The sequence below is a fragment of the Candidatus Pelagibacter sp. HIMB1485 genome, from assembly GCF_052048055.1.
Classification (GTDB): domain Bacteria; phylum Pseudomonadota; class Alphaproteobacteria; order Pelagibacterales; family Pelagibacteraceae; genus Pelagibacter.
Genome location: NZ_JBNAIN010000002.1, coordinates 464,956 through 490,933 on the forward strand (window position 1 = coordinate 464,956; position 25,978 = coordinate 490,933).

General features: G+C 32.0%; 20 protein-coding genes. 14 read left to right on the top strand and 6 right to left on the bottom strand.

The features are described 5' to 3' along the window. Positions 1-654, top strand: a complete 654-nt coding sequence (locus ACTTA4_RS04950; protein WP_440633769.1) for an NAD(P)H-binding protein — start codon at positions 1-3, stop codon at positions 652-654. Positions 655-656: 2 nt separating this feature from the next. Here ACTTA4_RS04950 and ACTTA4_RS04955 read toward each other — a convergent pair whose 3' ends face one another. The 3 genes from ACTTA4_RS04955 to trxB are packed head-to-tail and all read right to left on the bottom strand — an operon-like array spanning position 657 to position 3,347. Further along, positions 657-1,289, bottom strand: a complete 633-nt coding sequence (locus ACTTA4_RS04955; protein ID WP_440633770.1) for a hypothetical protein — start codon at positions 1,287-1,289, stop codon at positions 657-659. 49 nt (positions 1,290-1,338) lie between these two features. After that, a complete protein-coding gene (locus ACTTA4_RS04960) occupies positions 1,339-2,361 on the bottom strand; it encodes an NAD-dependent epimerase/dehydratase family protein (protein ID WP_440633771.1) in 1,023 nt (340 codons plus the stop codon). A 41-nt stretch (positions 2,362-2,402) separates the two neighbouring features. Continuing rightward, entirely contained in the window at positions 2,403-3,347 is a 945-nt protein-coding gene (trxB, locus tag ACTTA4_RS04965; RefSeq protein WP_075506369.1) for a thioredoxin-disulfide reductase, read from the bottom strand. A gap of 21 nt (positions 3,348-3,368) precedes the next feature. Here trxB and ACTTA4_RS04970 point away from each other — a divergent pair, with 21 nt between their 5' ends. Beyond that, positions 3,369-4,313 (top strand): mitochondrial fission ELM1 family protein, encoded by a 945-nt coding sequence (locus ACTTA4_RS04970; protein ID WP_440633772.1) that lies wholly within the window; start codon positions 3,369-3,371, stop codon positions 4,311-4,313. Beyond that, a complete protein-coding gene (locus tag ACTTA4_RS04975; protein WP_440633773.1) occupies positions 4,313-4,978 on the top strand; it encodes a hypothetical protein in 666 nt (221 codons plus the stop codon). Before ACTTA4_RS04970 ends, ACTTA4_RS04975 begins: the two co-directional genes overlap by 1 nt. Here ACTTA4_RS04975 and ACTTA4_RS04980 read toward each other — a convergent pair. Continuing rightward, positions 4,975-5,313 (bottom strand): heavy-metal-associated domain-containing protein, encoded by a 339-nt coding sequence (locus ACTTA4_RS04980; protein ID WP_262589738.1) that lies wholly within the window; start codon positions 5,311-5,313, stop codon positions 4,975-4,977. The two genes, ACTTA4_RS04975 and ACTTA4_RS04980, sit on opposite strands and share 4 nt — an antisense overlap. A 68-nt stretch (positions 5,314-5,381) precedes the next feature. Between ACTTA4_RS04980 and ACTTA4_RS04985 the strand changes: the two genes are divergently transcribed. Further along, positions 5,382-5,771 carry an ATP-binding protein gene (locus ACTTA4_RS04985; RefSeq protein ID WP_440633774.1) on the top strand — a complete coding sequence of 130 codons (390 nt, stop codon included), beginning with the start codon at positions 5,382-5,384 and terminating at the stop codon, positions 5,769-5,771. On the opposite strand, the gene ACTTA4_RS04990 is transcribed toward ACTTA4_RS04985, so the two are convergent. Beyond that, positions 5,772-5,942, bottom strand: coding sequence for a hypothetical protein (locus ACTTA4_RS04990; RefSeq protein ID WP_440633775.1), 171 nt, complete (start codon positions 5,940-5,942; stop codon positions 5,772-5,774). A 160-nt stretch (positions 5,943-6,102) separates the two neighbouring features. On the opposite strand from ACTTA4_RS04990, the gene ACTTA4_RS04995 reads away from it, so the two are divergent. Next, positions 6,103-6,414 (top strand): hypothetical protein, encoded by a 312-nt coding sequence (locus ACTTA4_RS04995; protein ID WP_440633776.1) that lies wholly within the window; start codon positions 6,103-6,105, stop codon positions 6,412-6,414. Position 6,415: 1 nt separating this feature from the next. Here the strand turns inward: ACTTA4_RS04995 and ACTTA4_RS05000 are convergent, their stop codons facing one another. Continuing rightward, positions 6,416-7,408, bottom strand: coding sequence for a type IV pilus twitching motility protein PilT (locus ACTTA4_RS05000; protein WP_440633777.1), 993 nt, complete (start codon positions 7,406-7,408; stop codon positions 6,416-6,418). A gap of 135 nt (positions 7,409-7,543) precedes the next feature. Here ACTTA4_RS05000 and ACTTA4_RS05005 point away from each other — a divergent pair, with 135 nt between their 5' ends. From ACTTA4_RS05005 to ACTTA4_RS05045, 9 genes are read left to right on the top strand one after another with little or no spacing between them, the layout of a single operon-like run. Beyond that, positions 7,544-9,310 (top strand): PilN domain-containing protein, encoded by a 1,767-nt coding sequence (locus tag ACTTA4_RS05005; protein ID WP_440633778.1) that lies wholly within the window; start codon positions 7,544-7,546, stop codon positions 9,308-9,310. Then, the gene (locus ACTTA4_RS05010) at positions 9,310-10,530 is read left to right on the top strand and encodes a LysM peptidoglycan-binding domain-containing protein (protein ID WP_440633779.1); all 1,221 of its coding nucleotides are present in this window, start codon (positions 9,310-9,312) and stop codon (positions 10,528-10,530) included. Before ACTTA4_RS05005 ends, ACTTA4_RS05010 begins: the two co-directional genes overlap by 1 nt. Then, a complete protein-coding gene (locus tag ACTTA4_RS05015; protein WP_440633780.1) occupies positions 10,530-12,146 on the top strand; it encodes a secretin N-terminal domain-containing protein in 1,617 nt (538 codons plus the stop codon). Before ACTTA4_RS05010 ends, ACTTA4_RS05015 begins: the two co-directional genes overlap by 1 nt. 28 nt (positions 12,147-12,174) lie before the next feature. Beyond that, on the top strand, positions 12,175-13,926 hold the full coding sequence (locus ACTTA4_RS05020; RefSeq protein ID WP_440633781.1) for a GspE/PulE family protein: 1,752 nt from the start codon (positions 12,175-12,177) through the stop codon (positions 13,924-13,926). Positions 13,927-13,929: 3 nt separating this feature from the next. Then, on the top strand, positions 13,930-15,219 hold the full coding sequence (locus ACTTA4_RS05025; RefSeq protein ID WP_440633782.1) for a type II secretion system F family protein: 1,290 nt from the start codon (positions 13,930-13,932) through the stop codon (positions 15,217-15,219). 6 nt (positions 15,220-15,225) lie between these two features. Next, the gene (locus ACTTA4_RS05030; RefSeq protein WP_440633783.1) at positions 15,226-15,801 is read left to right on the top strand and encodes a pilus assembly FimT family protein; all 576 of its coding nucleotides are present in this window, start codon (positions 15,226-15,228) and stop codon (positions 15,799-15,801) included. After that, positions 15,801-16,616 (top strand): type IV pilus modification PilV family protein, encoded by an 816-nt coding sequence (locus ACTTA4_RS05035; RefSeq protein WP_440633784.1) that lies wholly within the window; start codon positions 15,801-15,803, stop codon positions 16,614-16,616. The genes ACTTA4_RS05030 and ACTTA4_RS05035 overlap by 1 nt, the downstream gene beginning before the upstream one ends. Before the next feature lies 1 nt (position 16,617). After that, positions 16,618-20,286, top strand: a complete 3,669-nt coding sequence (locus tag ACTTA4_RS05040) for a PilW family protein (RefSeq protein ID WP_440633785.1) — start codon at positions 16,618-16,620, stop codon at positions 20,284-20,286. After that, positions 20,286-25,973: a LamG-like jellyroll fold domain-containing protein gene (locus ACTTA4_RS05045; RefSeq protein ID WP_440633786.1), complete on the top strand. Its 5,688-nt coding sequence runs from the start codon at positions 20,286-20,288 to the stop codon at positions 25,971-25,973. Before ACTTA4_RS05040 ends, ACTTA4_RS05045 begins: the two co-directional genes overlap by 1 nt. Positions 25,974-25,978: the final 5 nt, after the last annotated feature.

Sequence of the window (25,978 nt, forward strand, 5' to 3'; positions counted from 1 at the left end):
GTGAAAACAGCATTACTATTTGGTTCAACTGGATTAGTTGGAGGTCATGTTCTAAATCAACTTATTCAGAATGATAATTACTCTAAAATTAAAATGTTTGTTCGTTCTCCAATTCAAATAAACAACTCAAAAATTCAAGTAATTCAAACTGATTTTAATAATTTAGAAAAGCATAAAGAACAGATCGTGGGAGATGAATGTTATTTTTGTATTGGGACAACAAAAAAAAATTCTCCTGATAAAAACGAATATCAAAGAATTGAATTAGATATCCCAAAACAAGTGGCCCAAATTGCAAAATCTAATAATGTTAAATCCTATTTTTTTGTATCTTCAGGATACGCAAATTCTAAAAGTTCAGGAGATTATTTAAAATATAAGGGCTTAGTAGAAGAAGAGATTTTAAGTTTAGGTTTTTCCAAAATAGGAATTATGAGACCCTCATTTATATTGGGTAACAGAAAAGAATTCAGACTAGGAGAGAAAATAGGAATAATTATTTTTAAGCTTCTCAATCCTTTATTTATTGGACCACTAAAGAAAATGAGATCAATTCATTCAGAAACAATTGCAAAAGCAATGATTAAACTTGCGAATAGTAGTATTGATCAAAAAATCTTTGAGTCAGATCAAATTTCAGATTTAGTAAAATAAATTTATTTTAAGGTACAATGACTGTTTTCTACGATGCACCCAACTTTTTCCATTTCTTCGTCAAATATTTTTGGGTGTCTTAAAGCATAAATATTTTTTAAATAATTAATTCCATAACGTTTAAATTTTCCATCTTCTGTAAGTGCACCAGACTCGTGCCCATATGAAACCACTGTTTCTAATAAGTTTCCATTTTTATCATAGAGAACTGTTTCTCCATAACAATTACAAAAATAACTTCTGTTCTGCTTAGGCTCAATATCAATGAAAATAGAGGTTCCTCTTATTCCAATTGTGCCGTGAGGAATTTCAACATTTAATTCATCTTGTCTTTTTCCAAAGACTGCATGAACAGAACCTTTGATAACTTTTAACAAGTTCTTTGATACAAATTGAAGTTTTGTTTCAGGTCTTATCAAATAAAAATCATCTTTAAATTTAATTATTGATTTTTCATCTTTAGTTTCAATCGTAGTACTATTTAAATCTTGAAAATTTAATTCTGCTTCCTTGCCATCTATGAAAAATTTTCCTGATAATATTTTATTAGATTCGGAGGCAAATGCGAGATTTGGGCTTAATCCCCAAGCAATCATAATTTGACTTACAGTTTTTATAAATTTTCTTCTGTTCATTTTTATTAATTATATACCCGAAATTAAAAGATGAGGTTATACAAAATTTTTATACTAAGCCTAATCTTACCACTGATTTTCCAGCATCAATTAAAGCTCCACTTGCTGGTTTAAATTCAAAACCAATCAAATCTTCAGCATATTTTGTCACTGGTTTCATCTCTAATTCAAGATCGGGTATCATAGTTTTTGCACTTGAGTCTAAGATGCTAATAAATTTCACCATAAAATTTGGTAAAGTTTTTTTAGGTAGTTTTTTTGCATACTCTGGCAACGCTTCTGCTAATATTTTTGATGTCTCAAGTAATGTTTTAACTTCTTTTCCAATAATTAATCTTCTGCCACCAACTTTTGAATTTCCTAAACAAGCTACATGAGATTTTGCAACATCTTTAACATCAGATATTAGTATTCCCCATTTAGGGGTTGCTGGAAATTTACCTTTTAAAAATTGCCTAACATATTCAATTGAAGTACCACTTTTGGTATCCAAAGCATCTCCAAATACACCGCCAGGATTTATGCAAGTAAGTTTACTTTTAATCCCTTTACTCTCCATCAATGTCCAAGCTGCTTTTTCAGCAACTGTTTTAGATAGAAAATAATCATTAACTCCTTCAACCCAATTTTCATCAGTCCAATCATTTTCACTAAATGAATAAGGATTTGATCTATTTGGCTTTCTAAACATTGCTGCTATTGAAGATGTAACTACAAATTGCTCTGCATTTGCTTTGATACCAGCGTTTAAAACTCTTAAAGTTCCATCTTTTGCAACTGGTATTAAATTTTCTCTATTTTTTGAGACTTTCATCGGAAAGGGGGAAGCCATATGAATTATATATTTGCATCCTTTTGCAGCTTCTTCCCAACCTTCATCATTTAAAAGATCAAGTTTTGTAAAAGATAATTTATCTATAGAAGCATATTTACTAATCGTTTCTTTTGTCTGAGAAATTACATCATCACTTCTAACAGTACCTAAAACTTCATAGCCTGAATTTAATAATTCTATTGCAGTATGTTTAGCAATCCATCCACTTATTCCAGTTAACAATACTTTATCAGCCATGACACCTCTTCCTTTAATTAGTTAGTAATTGTAATCTCAAATTAATGAGATAAGAATTTTTCTGCTTCTAATGCAGCCATACAACCCATTCCTGCTGCTGTAACTGCTTGTCGAAAAGTTTTATCCTTAACATCACCCGCAGCATAAACTCCAGGAATATTTGTTTCCGTAGAATCTGGTTTTGTAATTAAGTAACCTTCTTTATCCATTTCTAATTGATCTTTGAAAAGTTGAGTTGCAGGATCATGACCAATAGCAATAAACAATCCATCTAATTTTACTTCCTCTGTTTTTTCAGTTTTCAAATTTTTAATTTTTATACCTTTAACATTTTTGGGTTCACTATCACCCAAGACATCCTCAACTACAGAGTCCCAAACAATTTCAATTTTTTTATTTTCCATCAATTTTTTTTGCAACATTTTTTCAGCTCTTAAACTATCTCGTCTATGAATTAATTTTACTTTTGATGCAAATTTTGTAAGAAACATTGCCTCTTCTACTGCAGCATTACCACCTCCAACTACAGCAACTTCTTTATCTTTAAAAAAGAAACCATCACATGTAGCACATGCTGAAACTCCAAATCCTCTAAATTCTTGTTCAGATTTAATGTTTAACCATCTTGCTTGTGCACCAGTTGAAATAATTATACTATCTGCTGTATATTTTTGACCACTATCTCCAACAGCCTCAAACGGTGTAGATTTTAAATTCACTGATCCGATATGGTCTTCTATCATTTCTGTTCCAACAGCTTTTGCTTGATCTCTCATTTGATCCATTAGCCATGGTCCTTGAATTACTTCTGCGAACCCTGGAAAATTTTCCACATCAGTTGTAGTTGTTAATTGTCCGCCTGGTTGAGCACCATGAACAAGGATAGGATTTAACATTGCTCGTGCAGCATAAACAGCTGCTGTGTATCCGGCAGGACCAGATCCAATTATTAACACTTTTGTGTGTTTAGTTGGATTTTGACTCATATGAAAGCTATATAGTGATTAATGTCTAAATTAAAAGGTTTATTATTATCTCAAGGGATGCACGGAATGATTAGTCAGGTCGAGGGACTTGCTAAAGCACTTGATATTGATTTTACTCACCACAAGGTTGAACTAAAAAGTATTTGGAAACTTGTTCCACCTAAATTTACTCCAATTTCTCAAAGTGTTTATAAAAAGATTGAAGATAATGATTTTGATTTAATAATCTCATGTGGAAGAAAGAGTGTAATTCCATCTATTCACTTAAAAAGCATTTCTAAAAAAAAAATTTTTAATATTCATATCCAAGATCCAAAAATAGATTTTAATCATTTCGATTTTATTGTTGCACCTGAGCATGATGAAATTAATGGAGAGAATGTTATTAGCACAAAGGGAGCTATTCATTATCTTTCGGAGAAAGAAATTGAAGAAAATAAAGATTATTTAAAATCTTTTATCAATCAAGATGAGAGAAAAATTTGGTGCTTAATTATGGGAGGGCCAACAAAATATTACGATTATTCAACTAAAAATATGAAACATATTTTCTCAATGTTTTATAAATTAATGAAGAAACATGATTTTCAATTAGTTGTAATCCCATCAATGAGAACCCCAATAAATACTATTCATTATGCAAAAGAGTTTTTTGGAGAAAATCACACAGTGATTATGGATGTAGATAAAAAAGCATATTTATCTGCTTTAGCTTTATCTGAAAATATAGTTGTTACATGTGACTCGAGTTCTATGATCTCTGAAGCTGCTTTGACAGGTAAACCAATCTATGTTGCTAATATTTTACCAAAAAAGAATGACAAAAGATTCCAAAGATTTAGAAATTTATTTAGAGAACTAAATATCACTAGAAACTTAGGTGAGGAAATTGAAAATTGGAACTATGAAAAACTAGATGAAACGAATAGAGTAGCAAAAATTATTAAAGAAAAAATTCAATCTTAATGTCATTTTTAAATTCCATAAAAAATAATTCAAAAAAATATGAAATACCATTTGACCATTGGGAATATAGCAATGCTCTATCTGAAGAAGCAATTGAAGAAATTGTTAAAGCAGATATTCCAGATTTAAGTGAGCATAATTTGAATTATGATGGGACAAGAGCAATTGATGGAGGGGCAGCAGAATTCAGAGAAGGTATTTCCTCTGGCGGTAAAGCAATAAAATTTAGATGTTTTGTAACAAAAGAAAATAGTTTGCAATTTCCAAATCTTGTTAAATTTATAAATGAACTACAATCAAAAGAAACATTCGAGACAATATCTAAAATGATCAATAAAGATTTATCAAACTCATACGTCAGGGTAGAGGTGATTTGTGATAGAGAGGGTTTTTGGCTAAAACCACACTGTGATATTAAAGAAAAATTAATGTCAGGATTAATTTTTGTAAATAAAACTAATGAGTCTGAGGATTTAGGGACTGATTTTTATAATGAAAAATTAGAGAAAGTTAAAACATTGCCTTACAGAAATAACTACGGTTATCTTTTTACCAGCGGACCAAATACTTGGCATGGAATGGAAAAAAAGAGTATTCTTAAGGAAAGACGATGTTTACAAGTAAACTATGTGACTTTCGAAACTGACTGGAAAGTAAAAAATTAAAATTTATTTAATGAAATTAATCCAGATTTTGGATCAATAATTTTTTCATTTAAGGTAGCAACTTTACCAACTGCAAAACCAGCGTTCTCAATTACTTTTTTAAAGTCTTCTTCAGAAAAATTTGGAGTATTTTCAAAGTTTATAAACGCAACTCCCTCTGGCCATGAAACTTCAACATTACCTTCACCTGTTGCAGCTTTAAGTTCTTTTTCAACTTTTGCTTGGCATGCCATACATACCATTCCATCTACAACTCCAATCATAGCAACTTCTGCTTTGACTATGTTTTGAAAAAATATTAATGATGTAAATAAAACTAGTAAGATTTTTTTCATAATTCTTTTATAAACTATTTTTTTTAATTTAATATACCCATATTGGGTAATACTATTGAAATTTATTTATGAATATTACAATGCTATCAAATCCCTCAGAGTTAAAAGATACAAGATCGAAAATAGAGGATTTTTGTAAATCAAATCTACCAAACATCGAATTAGCAAGCGTAACTTTAGCAATTGATGAGGCTTTGCAAAATGTAATTCGTTACTCGTATAAAATGAAAAAAGATCAAAAAATTGATTTAAATTTAGAAATTATAAACAACAATGAGCTTAAAGTAATAATAACTGACTACGGTGAACAAGTACCTTTAGAAATTATTAAACCAAGAGATTTAGATAAAGTCAGACCTGGAGGTCTGGGGGTATACTTTATAAAGAAAACTTCTAAATTTTGCGAGTACAAACACAATGAAGTGGGCCCAGGTACAACTTTAACTTTAATTTTTTAACTATTCTTCTTTAATGAGTTTTGGTTTTGAGCACTTATAAAATTGGTTGGAACCTCTTAAAGATTTTTGCAACATTGCTAATTCGTTAGAATTTTGACTGTAAGTTACAATAGTCTGCAATCCCCCAATTGAACCGTTTGATGTAAAAGATGATGGGGTTTGTCTATCCATCTTGAAATTTACCTTTGTTTTTGAACTGTTGATTTTTGTTAAAATGATTTGTTTTCTTTTATTTGAATAAACCCAAATAGTTCTATTTTTTTTATTTTTACAATTTAATTCATATATATTTGCATTAGAATTTTTGGGAATAAAAGCTATAACAATAACAATGAAAGTAAATTTTAAAAAAAATTTAAATAACATCAAAATATTCTTTTTAGCTTTTTTTGCATTTTTAACAGCTAACTATCTTTATAATAATATCATAACAAAATCCACAGCTAACAATGTAAAGTTTTTAGAAGTCGAAGTTGAGTTAAAAGGTAATGTAGATTTTAACTTAAAATGTGAAGGAGCAAACAATCCAAATCCATCAAGTGTAAACAGAGGCTTAGGTGAACAAACTGAAAGTAATTGCACTGGAACTGGAACTTTTTCCGCAATAGTTCCGCAACAAAGATTTACTGAAAGTTCAAATTAATCTACTCAACTAATTTTTTGAGCTTTAAACCTTCAAGACATTTTTCCATTGTAAACATTCCATCTTTAGCAGATGTTTGAAGAGTAGATTGAATTTGCTCTGTTTTACCTTCTCTAATTAAATTTCTTATTGCTGGTGTCCCTGTCATTACTTCATGACACCCAATTCTTCCTCCACCTTTCTTTTTTAATAATTGTTGAGACATTACCAATCTGATTGATCCAGCCAACATTGTTTGTGCTTGTTCTTTTTGTGCTGGTGGAAAGACATCTAAAATTCTTGTAATTGTTGAAGAAGCACTACTTGCATGTAGGGTTCCAAAAACTAAGTGACCAGTTTCTGCAGCAGTTAATGCTAATGAAATGGTTTCTAGATCTCGCATCTCACCAACTAAAATTACATCAGGATCTTGTCTTAATGCGGACTTCAATGCTTTTGCAAAACTACCAGTATCTTTTCCAACTTCCCTTTGAGAAATAATACTTTTTTTAGCAGGATGAACAAACTCAATAGGATCTTCAATTGTAATTATATTTTCTGCTCTATGGGAATTAATTTGATCTATCATTGCAGCAAGTGATGTAGATTTACCAGAACCAGTTTGACCTGTAACAAGCACCAAACCTGTTTTATGAGTAATCGCTTCATGTGCTGCAGGTGGTAAACCTAGTTTTTCTATATTAGGTATTTCACTTATAATTTTTCTAAGAACCATACTTGGTCCATATGAAGAATAATAACCGTTTGCTCTAAATCTCTGTCCATCAACAACAACAGCAAAATCTAAGTCACCGTTGCTGATTAAATAATCATATTGAGCTTTATCTAAAGATTGCTTCCAGAAAGTTTCTATATCTTGTCTTGATATAATATCTTCACTAAAAACTTTAATCTCTCCATTCTCTCTGATTGCAAATGGTTGATTCGATCTGATATGAATATCTGATAAATCATATTCTTTTGGGTATGATTTTAATTTATCTTGAAGACTCATAAATGTTTTGATGCTCTAAAAGTTGTTGCTTTTCAAGTTTTTTTTAATGTTGATACATATATAAAGTAACACAACTAATGCTTGTGTACCGATTCGGTATTTATTATTGTGATTTTATTCAGTTTTTTAAAAATTATGATTGATAAAATTGGTCCTCCTATTGCAAAAGTATTTGCTCCTATCATAAAATTAATAGGAAAAAGTCACTCAAAAAAAGAAAGAGTAATAGGCGTAGTTTTTAGAGATAAATTTATTCAAGCTGCAGAAATTTCATTTAAAAAAGGTATTTGTAAAGTTGATAATTTTTCTAACCAGCAAATAGCAGGAATTGGAGATGATCAAGACTTTTTATCAGCAACAACATATTTAAGTGATCAAGTAAAAAATGCTTTAGATTCAATTAAAACCAAAACAAAAGATGTTGCAATTTCTTTAGACACGTCCAAAGCGCAAATTTATAATTTACAAATTCCAATAATGGATGAAGAAAGTTTAAAAGAAGCAACTTCTTTAGGAGGATTTTGGGATCAGTTTGACGAAACTCCAGAAAGTTTAGATGAATTTGAAACAAGTTACTCCGTAGTTAATGTAAATGAAGAGCTTGGTGTAATGGATGTAGTTTTAGTTGCTATGGAGATTAAATTCGTAGAAACTTATTCGAATATATTTAGACTTGCAGGCTATAACCCAGTAGTTATTGATCTTGCACCATTCGCGCATATTAATACTCAAGGAATTCTCCTTGGAAAAGAAGGTTTCGAAACTCCAAATGTGGTTTTAAATTATACTAAAGAAGAGAAGAGCATTACTATTTGTTCCAACAAAGGTTTTCAATATTCAGAATTAAATATTATTGAAGCAGACCAAGTGTTACTTGATACAGTTGAAGAAGTCGAAAGTATAGAAACAGAATTTTGGGATGAAATTTTTGAAAGACTAGGTTCTCAAATAAAACAGTATTTAGTTGAGTATGAAACAAAGTATGAATTTGATCCTATCAATATTGTTACAGTAATTTCAGATAAATCAAAAATTAAAAATGTATCAAAAGGAATTGAGAGACAATTAGGAGATGTTGTTGTAAAAATTTATAATCCCGAAGACTCCGCTGAAATTTCTGATGGTGCAAAAAAATATATCGACTCTTTGAGTAATAAATCACTCACCTCAGAAGCAATTGGTATTGCATCAAGAAAATTAAATTCTTTTAATCTTGAAACTAGCGAAATAATGTCAGTGAATTTGTTGTCTAATTTTAATCAATTAAAAATTAATAGGAGATCAAAATCTTTGGGTAATTTTTGTTTAATGATCTCAATGATTTTTGTTTTAGGTTTTATAGGGCATGTAGTGCCGTTTAAGATTTTTAAATTAATCGATAATTCTTCTAAATTAAATGCAGTGAAAATTTTAGGAGAAGATCTAGAAAGTAAAAAAAGTCTGTTAAATGGATACAATGCTAAAATTAAGAAAATAAAAGCAGATACTAAAACAGCTGCCTCATTTGGATCAAATTTAAAAACAACTGCAAATCTTTATGCTAGTTTAAATCAAATAGTCCCAAAAGATGTAAGACTAACAAGTTTTGGTATAGAGGAAAAAAACAACATTTTATTTTCTGGGGTTGCAATGAATGACCAAGCTATTGTTGGAATGATGAATAATTTTTCACAAAATGAAGTGGTAAATGACTCAAAGATCGAGGCATTGGTAGAATTTTCTAAACAAGATCGACTGGCATTATATACCATTGAAGGACAGCCAGTACCTAAAGTAGAAGATTTGCCTAAAGAAAAAATAACTAAAAAATTTAACTCAAGATTATCTCTAAAGCCTGTCACGAATGAGGTTTTTGATGATGAAACTGTAGTTTCAAAACTATTAAAGGCTGGTAAAAAATAATGTTATTAAAATTTATACTATCATTTTTGTTAATATTATTTCATAGCAATTCTTACAGCGATCCATTCACGAATGAAATTGGAATTGTTAAAGAGCCAGAAGTTATAAAAGTAGAAATTGAAGAAACAACTGAACCAGAAACAGATTTGGCATTAGAAAATGAAGAAATTAGTGAAAAAGAATTGGCTGAGGAATTGTTTGATAATTCTGAAGAAGTAATCGAAGTTGTAGAGGCTGAACCCGAAAGCACAGAAACTCTAAGAGTTTTAAATATTGATCCCATCGTTGCTTATTCTTTGAAAGAGTATTTATTAAAAGGTGTTGCGTTAAGCAAAGATTCTAATCATAAATTTCAAAGAGCAAAAATAAAAAAAATAGATATAGCTAGTACTCCTACAACTCATACCATAACTGAAAATGATACTATCGAAAAAATTGCGTTTAGATATGGTTTTTCACTAAAAGAAATAGAAGTTGCAAATGCAATTTATCCAGGAACTAGAAAACTAGTTGTTGGTGACAAAGTAGTAATACCAAATAGATTTCACATTGTGAAAGAAGGAGAAAATTTAAATTCCATTTCTGAGAGATATAATCTAAGTGCAACACAACTTGCATCATTTAATAATTTAGAGGATGAAGATATTATTTTAATTGGAAAAAAATTATTATTGCCTTTCTTTATTCATGTAACAAATGAGAGTGAAACTATAGCTGAAATAGCCAAAAGATATGAAAGAGAAATAAATGAATTAATCGAATTTAATGTTTTTGAAAAAAACACAGTAATTTTAAATGAAAATCAATTAGTTAAAATTCCAATTTATATAAATACAAATATTCTTTACGAAAATTTAGATAAAAAAAGTATTACTGACTATAAGATTGATAGAAAAAATCTAGCAATTATAGAAATAAGTGGAAGTGAATTTCTGGTTAGGGAAGGAGATCGAATTGGTAATAAAGATGGTTTAATTGTTTCCATCGAAAAGACTAAAATGATTGTGCTGGAAGACAACATAGAATATGAGTTTTTAATCAACACTCCAATAGTGGGTATGGCAATTGCATCATTACCTCAATCTGTATCTGATGATTTGGTTGATAGCGATATAAATGATCAAGAAAATAATGAAATTGTTGATGAATTACAAACAGATAACAATGATAATAATGACGATGACGATACAGTAACAAATGTTGAGGATTTATTTAATTAATGAAAATTTTTTATAAATTAATTTTATCAATCTTAATTGTTCTTTTTTTATCTAATTGCAGCAATTCAGATAGACCCAAAATGGCTTATGATCAGAACGATAAAGGAGCTATCCAAGATATTGAATCATTTAATGTTAAAGCAAGTGCTGAAAATTTTAGAGAAACGTCAGAACAATTTACTGAAGATACTAGAGATATATTAAATAAAAATAAAAAAGAAAAAAAACTGGTAAGAAGAATTTCCTTAACTGAAAATAAAGAGCCTGAAAAAAAATCTCTTAAATTAATTGACAGAAATTTAATGATTAAAAAATTAGAAGATAAAGAAGTAAGTCTAAAATTGAATAATATGAATGTTCGATCAGCTTTAAAATTATTTGCTAGCTTAGTAGACAGAAATATAATTATTGGTGAAGAGGTTAATGGAGAAATAACAATTGATTTTGAAAATATAAACTGGGGATCTGCTGTATACGCTATACTTGATATAAATGGTCTTATAATGACAGTTGATAAAGAATCTGGCTTATTGAGAGTACATACTAAAGAGTTCTACGCAGACTTGGAAAAATCTAAAATAGATAACACAATTGAGACTAATAATAATTTGGCATCTTTGGAAATTGGTAGTTCAATAAGTGATGATGGAGAAGAAAATCCAATATTAATAACAGAGATATTTAAAGTTTTTTATCAAGATTCATCAGATTTAATCGAGCCTTTAGGAGAAATTATGGGTGAGGCTGAAGGTTTGACAATGATTGATGACGAAAAAAATAATCAAATTGTGATCACAGGAACTTACGCACAATTAAATAAAGCAGAAAATATATTAAACAAAATCGATTTAGAAAAAAAACAAGTAATGATAGAGGCTTATATTGTTAATGCTACAGATGGATTTAATAAAAATTTTAACGCTAATTTAATTGCGCAAAATGTTACAAATGTACAAGAGGGCAGAAATAGAATTACTTACACAGCTATAGACTCTAATCCTGGTGCAGCAACTGAATTCACTCCAACTAACACTTCAACAGCCGCATTATCTAATACAGGTTTAAATTCAGATGCGGTAAATGTTGCAGGTGGTGCTCTATTATTTGGGAATATAGGAATGACGAAAATGAAAGCTGTCATCAATAGTTCAGTAAACGACGCTAATACAGAAACAGTTTCAAATCCAAAATTATTTGCAATGGATGGGGAACAAGCAAAACTTACACAAGGTACAACTTTAGTTAAGGTAATACCAGCATCAGGAGATGCAGCAGGTAGTACCGAAGAAATCCCACAAAATTTATCAATCACAGTAACTCCTGAAATAATTGGTGATAAAATAAAACTTAACTTAAAACTTTCAAACGATAATCCTGGTGATGAAAAAGACGATGGAAGTGTAACTACAAACGAAGAATCAATTACATCAATTGTTCAAATAACAGCTGGTGATGTTGCTGTTCTTGGTGGTGTTTATAAAAATACTAGAATTGATACAAAAAATTATGTTCCTTTTTTCTCAAAAATCCCAATTTTGGGTATGTTTTTTAAACAAAAAACTGAACAAGACAACAAGACACAGCTCTTGATATTTTTAAGTGCAAATATTGTATAAATTATAATTTTACTTATAATTTTTATATATGCCTTCATTAAATCCTGAAATAAGTTTAAAAATTTCAAATCTTTTAAAAACCAGTGGAAAATTGTCTGAGGCCAACTTTAATGATGCTAAAAAAAAATACGAGAGTAATGGGAAGGCACCCTTAGGTCTTTTGGAGTATCTAATTAATGATAATTTAGTTAGCGAAGATGATATAGTTTCAGCTGTTTCTAGAAATTATGCTTTACGTAAAATTATTTTAACCGAACAAAGCATTAAAAAAGATGCAGTAAAAAAACTTCCAAAGGATTTTATAATTGAAAATGAAATGCTCCCATTTGAATTAAATGGAAGAATTTTGAAAATTGCTTTATTTGATCCAACTAAATCTACATTGGCAGGCAAGATTAAAAGCATGACTGGATGTAATGTTGAATTGTATGTTGCTAAACCATCCAATTTAGATCAAGCTTTAAAATTTAAATCCGTAATTGAAGCAACTCAAGAGGCAAAAAGTTCTACAACAGTTCAACAAAAAACTTCTTCAATTTCTAGACCAAATTTAAATGTTAAGGTTCCTAATTCCAAAAGTTCTGGAGGTGAAAATGCAGTCGTGGAGTTTGTTGATAAAGTTTTAAACGAGTCTTTTTTTAGCGGAACAAGTGATATTCATATTGAAATTTTTAGAAGAGGTGAGGCAAGAATAAGATTTAGAAAGGATGGGGTTCTACAAGAACAATTACAATTCAAACAATTTTTGATGGAGAATTACAATGCGGTAATTACTAGATTAAAAATTATGTCAGGTTGTGACATTTCAGAAAAAAGACTACCTCAGGATGGTAAGCTTCAATTTAAAAATCCACAACCAAAAAATGAAGATGATGTAGACATAGATGTTAGATTTTCTGTTATACCTGCAAAAGAAGGTGAAAGAGTTGTGATGCGTTTGCTAGCTGCTGGACCTGATCTTGGTTTAGAGCAAATAGGTCTTGATAAAGAAGATTATGATAATTTAGTTACAGCAATTACAGCTCCTCAAGGAATGGTTTTAGTTACTGGACCAACAGGAAGTGGTAAAAGTACTACTCTTTATGGATGTATAAAAAAAATAAATAGTCCTGGAACAAATATAATGACAGCTGAAGATCCAGTAGAATTTTATTTAAAAGGTGTTGGACAAATCCAAGCCAATAATGAAATTGGTTTAACTTTTGAAGCAATATTAAAATCCTTTTTAAGACAAGACCCTGAAGTAATTTTGGTTGGAGAGATAAGAGATAAATCGACTGTAGATATTGCAATTAAAGCAGCATTAACTGGACACTTGTTATTAAGTACCCTTCACACAAACGATGCAGTTTCTACTGTAGTAAGGTTAGTCAACATGGGTGTTCCAAGTTTTATGGTTGCATCAGCATTAAGTTTGATTGTTGCGCAAAGGCTTGCTAGAAAAAATTGTCCCTCATGCACGGTTGATGACGAAAAATCTACAAAAGAAAGCTTATTACAAATCGGTTTCAAAGATGATGAATTAAATACATTTAAACCCAAAATGGGTGCTGGATGCGCAGAATGCAATAATACTGGATACAAAGGCAGACAAGGTATTTATGAAGTTTTAAAAAAAACTCCTAACTTAGAGGCTGCAATTTTAAGAGATGCCAGAGGAGATGAGATGCTTGAAGTAGCAATTAAGGATGGTTTTAAAACTATGCAAGTTATTGGAAGAAATTTTATAAAAAAAGGTATATTATCTTTTGAAGAGTATTCAAGAATTCTAGTAGTTTAATATATGGCATCATTTCAGTACTCGGGAGTACAAGCGGGAAAAAAAATTTCAGGTGTAATTTCTGCTTCAAATCCACAATCAGCTGCGGCAGAACTTAGAAAAAAGAAAATTATTGTTACCTCAATTAAAAAAGGAAATGGTAAGTCAGAAACTAAAGGACCTCCATCTCTCGATGATATTCCCTTAAGTAACGCACCTATTATTTTTGCAAAAGGAAATATTTATTTAAATTTTGGACCTTGGGCTAAAGTTCCACCAAAAGAATTATTACAGTTCACTAAAAAAGTATCAACAATGATCAAAGCAGGCTTACCCATCTTAGAGTCTATAATGATGATTAGAGATCAAACTGTTCATATGAAAATGAAAATGACAGCTCATTCGATAGTCAAAGATCTAAATGGTGGTATGAATTTAACAGACGCTTTTGCCAAACATCCAAAAATATTCGATAATATTTATTTAAATATGATTTCTGCAGGTGAGGCTAGTGGTAAGTTGGATGAGTTTTTAATTAAATTAGTAGAGTTATTAGAGAAAAACGCAAAAATTAGATCAGGAATAAAAAGTGCATTATTTTATCCTGTAATGCTTTTGACAGTTGCAACAGTGATTACAATTTTTATGTTGTGGAAAGTTGTTCCTGTTTTTGAAAAAATGTATGCATCTATGGGTGTTCAGCTTCCTGGAGCAACCTTAGTGATTGTCAATGCAAGTAGATTTATTGCTGATCCAACTAATTTAATGAAAATAGTTGGAATAGTTATCATGATAAGAGTTTCATATAATTTTATGTATAAAAACATTGAAGGTTTTAGACATGTCATGCACAAAAGGTTTTTAAAGTTTCCATTATTTGGAGATTTAATTGTCAAGGCAACCGTGTCAAGGATGTGTATGATTATGGCCAATCTAACACGAGCAGGTGTTAGCATCATTGATACAATCAAAATTTCAAAATCTGTTACTACTAATCTTGTTTTTATTTATGCTCTTGAAAGAATTGGTAAACAAATAGTAACTGGTCAAACTCTATCTGCTTTACTTCAAAAAGAAGAACATATATTTCCACCTGCACTTTCACAATTAACAGCTGTTGGTGAACGAACTGGAAATATGGAAGAAATGTTTCAATCAATTGCAACATATTATGAGGAAGAATTTGATGGCGTGGTTGCAGCTTTGTCGTCGATCATTGAACCTTTAATGATTGTTTTAATAGGTGCAATTATTGGAGTTCTTATGGTTGCTTTATACTTACCAATCTTCAGTATTGGAAACGCAGTAGGTTAAAAATATATGCTAATTAAAGAAAAGGGTTTTAGCCTTTTAGAGCTTATGACTACCATTGGTATTCTGGCTATTATAGGTGCTGTGGGATTTCCAGCTATTGATAATTTCGGTGATCAAGAAAATTATGAGACTGATCTTGCAACAATTCGTGGTCAAATAAATTATGTAAGACAGCTTTCATTAGAAGATGGGAACGCTTATACAATTAGAATTTTAAATAATACTACCGACAATACTGCAGATCTAGAAGTTTGGCAGGCTCAAGGATTAAACAGATATAATGTTGAATATCATAAATCTACTGCAACTAAGTGTTCTGATTTTGATGGCACAGATGATAAAGGGACTAAGCTTGAAAATTTAACAAAAAAACTTGAGCATATGACAATTAGCAGGTGTTCATCCACTACAGGAAACTGCACAAAAGTTTCTTCGTCTAATAATTTTTTTTGTTTTCTACCTGACGGTTCTGCACCTGAAAATGCTAGGGGGGAGATTAAAGCTTCTGAAAATGCCGGGGGAAAAAAAGATTATTTACATACTTACAAAACAGGTTTTTTTAATAACGGTAAACGAATGTGATGAATTTAAAGTATAAATTTCAGAGAGGAGTTTCTTTAGTTGAGGGGATGACAGCAGCTGGTGTTTTAGGTATAGCCATAACTGTTTTTATGACACTACAGTCTTATCAGGAAAGAGATTTTGCAAACTTAAGAAAATTTGACAAAGCTGCATATGCAGTAGAATTAATGTTTGAAGAACTGGCAGCTGTTTATAATCCAGTAGCTGCCCAATATGGAAATCCTCAAGTATTTGAAGATACCACCGCAGGTGCTTCTTTAAAAGTAAAGGGATTAGCCCAATTACCAGGTGATGGTGATCAAATTATAATTGAAGGGGTTGGAGGAAAGTATGAGATTACTGACTCTACTGATTTTGATGATGATAATAATACTACTTTATCATTAGAAAGATCAGATGTTCCTGATGATACGCCAAATAAAAATATGGCATCAGATGCTACAGCAAATTCTCCAATTACATTTATTTCTAATGCTGAAGGTAGTTTAGATCCATATAATGATTTGGATATGACAAAATTTGAGGATCCAGTTTATATTGCCGAAAAAACAAACTTAAAGGTAAGAGCAGATTTAGATAATTGGGGGGCACTTTTAAAAAAACATCTGGGTCCCGCAAGAACTGGAGACAAAAGATTAATAGAAGTTGAAGATATCGAGAGAGATGTTCCGGTTGACAAAGATAATGATGGAGTCACAGATCAAGTAGATGGTGTTGATGTTTATGAAACTGTTAAAAAAAAACAAGTAACCATAATTATTAAACAAGACAAGATTCAGGAAAAATTTAGAAGATTATTTTTAGCTGGAACTTAAAATGAATTTAAAAAAATTTATAACCCAAAAAGGATTATCGCTTACAGAGGCACTCGTTGCCGTTGTTGTTTCCACAATCGTAATGGGTGCTACTTACACAATTTATAGTAATTTTCAGGGAACTTTTGTAAGACAAATAAATCATAATAACATGAAACAAGAGGCAAGATTTGCATTACATGTTTTACAACACGATAGCAAAATGGCAGGTTATAAACATCCTGATAGCACAGATGGTGAGGTTCAGGTACCTGTAAGAGTTTTAAATACAGATGGCACAGAAGTTTCGGATGATACCGAATATGGAGAAATAGTATCCTTTTGTTTTGATACCGAAGACAATAGCGGTAACATTCAAAGAAAATTAATTAAATATGAGTTAAAAGCTCCTTATTCTCCAATTACTGACAAAACAGTATTAAAGAAAAAAGTTTGGAATACTACTAATTGTGATGAGGACGATGCTGTTAATACCACAGTTGACGTTGATTGGATGCCTGTGGCTCAATTTTTTGATGAAATTGGAATTAGAATTAGAAGCAAACACATTGATTTTGAAATCACTCTAGTTTCCAAAGATGAAAAGGTGACAGAAAAATATACAGCTTCTTCTTACATGAGAAATCTTAACTTCGGTGGCAAAACCTATTATGTTTATGATGAAGAAGATCTACATGAAAGCAGAACTCCAGTTATTCCTTTTACTGGCAGTCTTAAAGTTCAATGTGCTAATAATTTAACAAGAGATATTCAGCTTGCTAACTTTGTAACCTCAGATGACATAATTATACTCCATCAAGGAGAAACAGTCGGAGGTACCAGTCTAAGAAAAACACATGATGCAATAGTGTTTAATAGCGAAAAACCTCCTGCCATCACTGGAATTCCAAGTGTGAGTCATGATGAAATGAGATTGAAATTAGTGACAACTACCTCTGCTGCTAATTTACCACCAGGTCTCACTGTTACTTCTGGATATGATGATATCAATAATAATAGTTCTGGAGACGATGGGGAGTGGGATGGTTCTTTAAAACTTGAAGGTACTTTAGAAAATTTAGATGACAATTATACTTTTAATTCTGATGGTTACCAAGACTTTACGATTAGATTGAAAGCAGATTTGGATACAAGTTGTGATAGTCAGCCATGGGTAAATCAAAACGAGGCATATAAAGACTATACAGTTAGAGTAATGAAGTATGATGCACCTCAATTTTCGGATGTAAATTTGCATACCTGGGAAGCAAAGGGGTTTACTTATGGAAATGCAAATTATGAAAGAAAAGGTACCTCAAGTTACAATGGTGGACCTAATTATGATTTAACTGATGATGGAAGGTCATTCTACATACAACAAAATTTAGCATCACCATCTTTTTTAGCATCTACAGAAGAATATGATTCTTTTGTTTTAAAAGGAATGATTTGTTCTGGTGGTTATCCAGATTGTAATCACAATATGAACGCATGGATGGATGATGATATGTTAGGATTTGCCGCAGGATATCAAAGACCAAGTGTTGTTCAAAAAACTTGGCCTGATGGAAGAATTAGAGCTTGTGCTGGAATAGATTATGAAAGTTTAAATGGTACATCTGGATTTAGTGCATCTAGATTAAGAAATTCATTAAGAAGCAATGATAAAACAGATTGGGATGGTTTGTCTGCATCTGAAAAAAATGATTGGTGGGGAGAACCAGCGGATATGGTTTATGATATGTATTTATGGTCTTGGTGGGGTGCTCAGGGTAACAGATCGGCTATACATCTTCATCATTTTAAAGGTTATGAGTTTGATCACACCAGAAATTGTGGTTACAACGAGGGATCTTATTTATCACATGCTGATATGAGTAGGCTTACAGGATGGTCAACTCCAAATTCATCTAAGATGTCCGATTTTAATGAGAATGGGTATAACAGACTTTTTGCAAGGTTTGATAATACTAGACCAACAAATACTGGTTTTAGAAACTGTGGAGGTAGAGGAAGATCATTCTCTCGAATAAGTTATAATCCTGGTGCATCTCATAAATGGAATTGTGGCCATGGTCGTAATACTGGTGTTAAAAATACTGTAACTTTAACATACCATCCAAATAAATTTAGAGCTAACATAGATAATAAGCCTCATGTTTCAAGCGCCAATAGTCAAAGATTTACAGCTTTTGATTATAGATTTGATAGTGATGGAGATTTATTTGATCATACATTATCAACTTGGCCATTTAATGAAGATACAACACCTACAGAAGTAAATTTACCTGATGGTGATGATGATACAGAAGATTTAACAGGCGATGGGTTTCAAAGGTTTCAAAAAGGTTCGGTTGCTATAGTTTCTTTTTCACAACCAGACAATAGGTATTCAAATATTCAAATCGCAAGACTTCCAAGGTTTATACCAAATAAAACAGATTCAAATAAACCAATGCCTAAAGCTCAAAACTTATATTATTATATGGATGACGATTATTTTACCATCAATAGAATATATGGATTGTTGAGTAAATCTTATGATCCCTTCGGAGAGCATGTTGAGGTATTAGTTCAATCTACTACTACAGACGTTTGTATTCAAGTTGGCAGTAGAGGAACAGCCGAAACTGGTAGTTTTAAAGCTCAAAATGTAGATGGTTCTAATAGGTCAATGAATTGTAGGTTAAGTGGGGATTGGAGAGCGACAACTGCTGTTTGGGCAAATAACACTGAACTTCCCAACATTGGTGAAATGTATGATACTCAAGACAAAAATTCATATAGCGGCGCCAGAGCATCTGTAACAACAACAGCTGGTAATACTGTTTATGTCTTTGCCGATGGTTCTTTTAGATACCAAGCTTATGCAGATGGATTTAATGACGGAACTCCAAAATTTGATTCTTTTTATTATGCCGTTCAGTCAGAAGATACTTCCAATAATAGAATTTCAGATATTAAGAAGGTTTATATTGGTTTCAATATAGAAAATACAACACCAACAGGGGTTTCTTTCAAAGAAGCTAACGGCACAGCAATTACAGACAATAATAATTTTGATATTGCAGAAGATGATAGTAAAGATTTTATAGTAGGTGAAATTTACACAACAAGTACACAAGAACCAGATACAAATGATTTTGTGAGATTTAATCTTGGTGAAGTTCCTAACGATGATGCGGACAAAGATGTAGATCATGGTACGAGGTTCAGAATTGATCAAAAGGATGATAAGTATTATTTAGTTTTAAATGATAGCTCTGATATTAGATGGTCTAATTTACCTTCAAATAAAAAATATTTTTCTGTCAGAATTGTTGCCACAGATTTAAGAGGGAATCAATTAGCTACTACAGAAAAAGTATATGTAGATAGAGTTGATTGCTCTGAAACAGCAATGGAAAATATAACTGTATATAAAACAAAAGCTGCAATGACTATTGAAGGTTATATTCAAGGACGAGAAGGGGAAAAAGTATTTAGACGACAAACTGTTCCTTTGACTAGTGAATTGGATGAGGCTCTAATTACATTTGATTTTCCAGAAAGATCAGTTCAACCATCTGTAAAAATTTCTGAAAAAACAGTGACTGTTGGCGGGGAGGATGTGGTTATTGGAATGTTATCAAACAGATGTAAGCAAACCCATAATTTCATTGATAGACAACAACTCTGGAGCAATTCATAATGAATAATAAAAAAAATCAAAGAGGTTTTGTTCTTGTATTTGTAATTGCTGTAGTTTCAGCACTGTCAATTATGACTGGAGCAATGTTTTTTTATTATGACAATGACTTAAAAAGTGTCTCGAGAAATTCTGTGATGCAACAAGTAAATCTTGCTGCTGAAACAGGCTTGCAAGAAGGTCAAAAATGGATCACTGATCAACTTAACTCAAATAGTTTTACTTTAGTCGATATTCAAAACACTCTGTATGTAGATGACTCAGATAATAAATGTTTGAATAGACATGGTTTTACTAATTCAAGTGAAGATGTTTATTATGCAAAAAAAATTAGTGCTAATCTTGGAGTGGATGATCCTAAATTTGAGGACATGTCTTACGAGGTCTTTGTTCAAAGACATGCGGATGTAGTTAGATCTATATATTTTTCAGAACAGGGTGATACAAATAATAACGGAAGAGATGCAGTTTATACTGACAGATCATTTGCTTTAGTAGAAAGGTTTAAGGATTTTCCTTCTGATCAATTTACTATCGAGATGTGGATTAAGAACATGCAGGAAGATAGCGATAACACTTATAACATGCATGCTTTTGAATACGGGAGGCTATGGGATCTTGTATTTAAAATTAAAAATAATGATTGGTCTCCAAGATTGGGAGAGGTAGTGCTAGCTGGAGATGGATCTGTAGGAACACCAGTTAAAGGTGAGTGGGTTCATATTGCTTGGGTATGGGATGGAGGAACTCCAGGTAGTACAGATACAGATAATGTTAGAATCTATCAGAATGGTGAACTGGTTGGTACTTATGATGCTGACATTGGCGCAAGATCAGCTTATGGCTATACTAACACACCTGAGACACTACCAGGAGATGACCATTGGCCATTAGCAATAGGAGAAGGTCTTCAAGGTTTCAATACTAACAGTTATTTAACTGGAAAACCAATTATTCAAAGTGTTCCTTGGCTTGGTAATATTGCGGAGATGAGAATATGGAATGTTTCTAGGTCTGAAACTGATATTGCAAACAATAATCGAAGAAGATTAACAGGTTCTGAACCAGGTCTTGTTTCATATTATAAATTTAATGAAGGATCAGGTAATACTGCTAAAGATTTTAATACATCAAGAGCAGCTGATAGAAAAAATGATGCAACGATCTATGGGATTGGAAACAAAGGAACGTTGTGGAAAACAGAAATATTAAAATATCCAGTAACGTCAACAACCGATGACGAACCATCAATAAATGTTCCACCAGGAGAAGATGTTGTTTATTACAAAATTTTATCTTGTGGTAATGGACCTCAAGGCCAAATAGTTCCTCTTGAATTAATAGTTTCTGCACCAGTACAAAAAGGAGATGTAGGAACTGGAAAGATAGCTTTAACCGAAGAAGATTTAAATGATCTTACAGGTCAGGAGGGAACACCGTTAAAAATTTCTTTAAATACTTACATAGGACAAGAAGGAGTTACGGGTGAAATAAATATCGATAATTCAGGTATAGATAATACTAATATTCCTGTTTTTAAGAGAGCCATGGAGCAATGCAATAACTTGGATGATTTTACTACCTTTAGTGCAGCGTCATCTTACAACGAAGGAGATTGTGCTGAATTTGAGGATGTATTGTATTATTTAGAAAACGACCTTGGCAAATCATCTGGCACGGATTTTTTAGAAGATGATTGGGTAGAGGTTTTGGGAAGTGGATGTGATGGTGTTCAATTTATACCCTCTGCAGATGATGATCCTAGTTATGGACATTATTATAAATATTTTTCAACTGCACCAAATGTGACTGGAAGTGAGATAGGTTACAGGGGAAATTCTATAGATTGGTGGGAAGCCAAAAGAAGAGCAGAAGCGTCTACTTGTGGTGGAATGAGAGGTTACCTAGTTTCTATTGAAAGTGCAGATGAAAATGAATTCATAAAAGATGCAGTAATGTGTAACAACAGTACAGACTCAGGATGCACAGGTGTTACTCCTTTTCATGTAGCAGCAGGTGAAACAAGAGAAAATTATTATGGTACAAGACTAGACTCATCGAGTGATCAACATTTCATATGGCTTTCTAATTCCGATTGGAGGTCTCCAACTGCTAATGCAACCAATATGAGGTCAGAATCTGGTCCTAATATGGGAATACTAACCTCTGAATTAAATAGTTCTTTTACTGTTCCTTGGCAATCAGGAGAACCTAATAATGCTGCAGAACCATACGCTGATATGGAAATAAATAGATCTGGCAGGGTAAACGGTAACTGGAATGATCTTAGAAGATTTCCTAATTGCACTTCAGGAGGGTTAGACTGCATCACAGGTTATGTTGTTGAATATGGTGGCTTTGATTACTTCAGGTTAAATCATGACGATCCTGATGATGAAAATGATGATGTTGATAGTGATACAAAATTTTGTTTAGCCAGAGCTACTATAGAAAAGGATAAATATGTTGGGCCGTCAGATTTAAATTCTGATGGAGATTATGATGATGATAACGAAACAGAAGATTTTTTAAAATATGTTACTACCTCAGAAGATGCTCCTTCAGCAATTTCAGCCGATACCTCATCAGACTCTGATAGTGACACTAGTGATGATTGGCCAGGATGGAACCTTGAAACAGGTGTATTAACTTTGGTGCATGATGATAAGCCTTCTGATTGGGATCCTGCAAGCGATTATTCTGAGGATGACTTTGTTTGGTATAATAATAGAGTTTGGCAAGCAGAAGAAAGTATCACAGGAGGATCATCTTTAGATATTAGTAAAACTCCAACGATATATAATCCTGAAGTTTGGACTTTGTTTACAGGAAACGAGTCAAACGCACCTTGTGCTGATATTGATGTTTGGGACCAAGCTTTTGAATCTATTTATTATTTTAATAACAAAGTTGTAGAGGCAGAAGAGGGAGAAAATCCATATGCAAATGAGGGGACTGATGGAACTGATGGAACTGAGTTATCAGAAGATGATGATTCATTGCCTTCATTGGGAGAACGTACAATTTTATTTTCTTTAGGTCCTTTACACGTTGAGGAACATAGAGATGGTTATAATCATTTTTACGAATTCTATGAATTTCCCAGAAGAGCAAGCGGAAATTCAAATAATGATATTTTCAATGATAGAAATCGAAGAATGAACGAGGCCTTTTCATTAGCAAGACAGTTAGAGTATTTTGGAAAATCTGCTTATTTAGCAACGATAACTAGTGAGTCTGAAAATGATATTGTAACTGAAAAAGCAGTAGGCAATGGATGGATGGGAGGTTTAACTCAATCTGCAAATCAAACTACACCTGGTGATTTAAATAAATGTGGAGGATTTAGTAGTGAAAATTTATCAGATTCTTCTGATGATTTTTTAGCCTTAAAAAAATTTGATACAATTAAATTTTATAGAGGTGGTCAGGCAATTAATACCACTGATAAATATTTGAGGAATGTTGTTGAAAAATATACAAGCAGTAGCTCGCCACCAACTTCAAAATCAATTACAGCAATTTCTACTGCTACACCAGCTAGACTTACTGTGACCAGCCATGGTTTAGATCATGACGATATAATTAGAATTAATGACATAGATTCTGGTGCAACAGATAGTGATCAAATGCAACTTGATGGAACTAGTTACGATAATACTGGATTTTATAGAGTCGTCGTTGTCAATGATAACAATTTTGATTTAGTTCATTTAGACACAAGAGAGCCTATTAACGGCAATACTTTTTTTAATGGTTATAGTGGAGATGGTGAAATGTGGGAACTTGAAGGAATTCAAAATGAATTCTACAGAAACACAAACACCTCTAATGTTTCATCTGCTAATTCAAATCCTCAAAGTCAGAGTGGCATGAGATTAATCTACAAAGATCCTAAAATTGCCTTAGCTAATGGTAAAGGTGTTGAGGGTAGCGGAAGTGATGTTGAATATAGTTCAGGAACTAGAACAAAAAATTATTTTGATGATGGATTTTTCAAGGCTGACGACAGATCACATAGTGATTGTTCAATATGGAGATGGATGACTGGGCCAGAACAATTTATATATAATAATAGAGGACTTGCTTTTGCTCCAACCAGAAAAGCTTCTAATTCTCCTTCTGCAAATAATGGTACTTGGACAAGAAGTGCACCTACAGGACAACAGGTTGGTGAGGTATTTGTTGATGGAATGCCTTTTAGAAATTGGAATGGAACAGGAGAACCTAATGATGTTAAACGTTCAGAACATGGTATCCATTTATTAGGAACTCATTTCCCAGATAGCGCAGAGTTGACATGGAATGATCTTCATAATTGGAATAATGGACCTGATGATTCTTATTCTGATTATTCAATAAGAGGTTTAGTTTTAGAATATGGAGGACTGGAAAATGTTGGAGACCCAGTTGTAAGAATAGCAACAAAAAGAACTATTAATTTATATGATAGAAGAGTAACTAAAGCAGTAATAAAAATTAAATCAGGATCTCAATCAGGTGATAAATTAGTGGTAGGTGCAGACGAATTGTCTGAGTTTAGTTTAACTGCAACTAATAACGAAACATCAACTGTAACTATTTCAGGTGATGGTCTATGTCAAAACTATTTAGATTTAGTTAAATCTATGCATTTTGAACACAATGCATCCACAGCAGGCACAAGAGAAATTGAAGTTTTGTTGGGAGATGTTCAAAAACCAACAGGAGCTGAACATTACTATCAATTAAATGATACTCAGCTAAGTTATAATCAAGCAAATTTTCAATCTAGTTATAAAAACTTATGTGGTATTCAAGGTTATCTTGCGAATGTTACAACATCTGCTGATTTGGATGCAATAAAGGCTCTTGGAGTTTCTAATGATAAACAAGCTTGGGTAAACGGTACAGATGAATGTCAGGGAGGAATCTATAGACCAGGTTTTTGGAGATATACATCAGGGCCCTGGAAAGATAAAGAATTTTGGAGGTTGAGAATAAATTTTAGTAATACTCAATTGAATAATATTGAGAATGAAGCAAGTTGTAATGTTAATAGTTTAAGATCATCACAAAACAGTGTTCGTGTTGGGCCGTTTAACTCAAGTAATTGGGTTAGTAGTCACCCAGCTGCAAATACAAATGATTATCTTGCCTTCCAGCAAACTACGAACTCAGCTACCACTGGTATATTAACAAGAGACGGAGCAGCTAACTCAGATGTTGAAGGATACATAGTCAGATTTGGTGGAAGTGTAGGTGATTTCATAGGGGCAACTATAGAAGAAGATGACAATAATATTAATGTATTATTAGGTCCTGTTAGAGCTGAAGTTTCTTTTTATGATGATGGAACGGATAATAGTATTTTTATCGATGATGAAGATACAGTCAAAATTGATACATCAGGCGACATATCACTTTCAACTGGATGGAGCAGGACTGCAGAGTTTGATGGATCAGGCAATACTCCATTAAAAATAACACCACCTTCAGGTGAGGCTCCAACGATAGCAGAATGGAGAGACGAATTGGAGAAAGTGTACTATCAAAATACTGATACAAGCGATTTCACACCTGGAAACAGAAAAATTAAAATCAAATTAGTTTATAACGATACAACTCTTAATCAGGAAATTGGAGTTGTGAAAGCAATTGGAAGTAGAAACGCTGTAACTGTTACACCAATATCTTGGAACAATAGATAACTAAT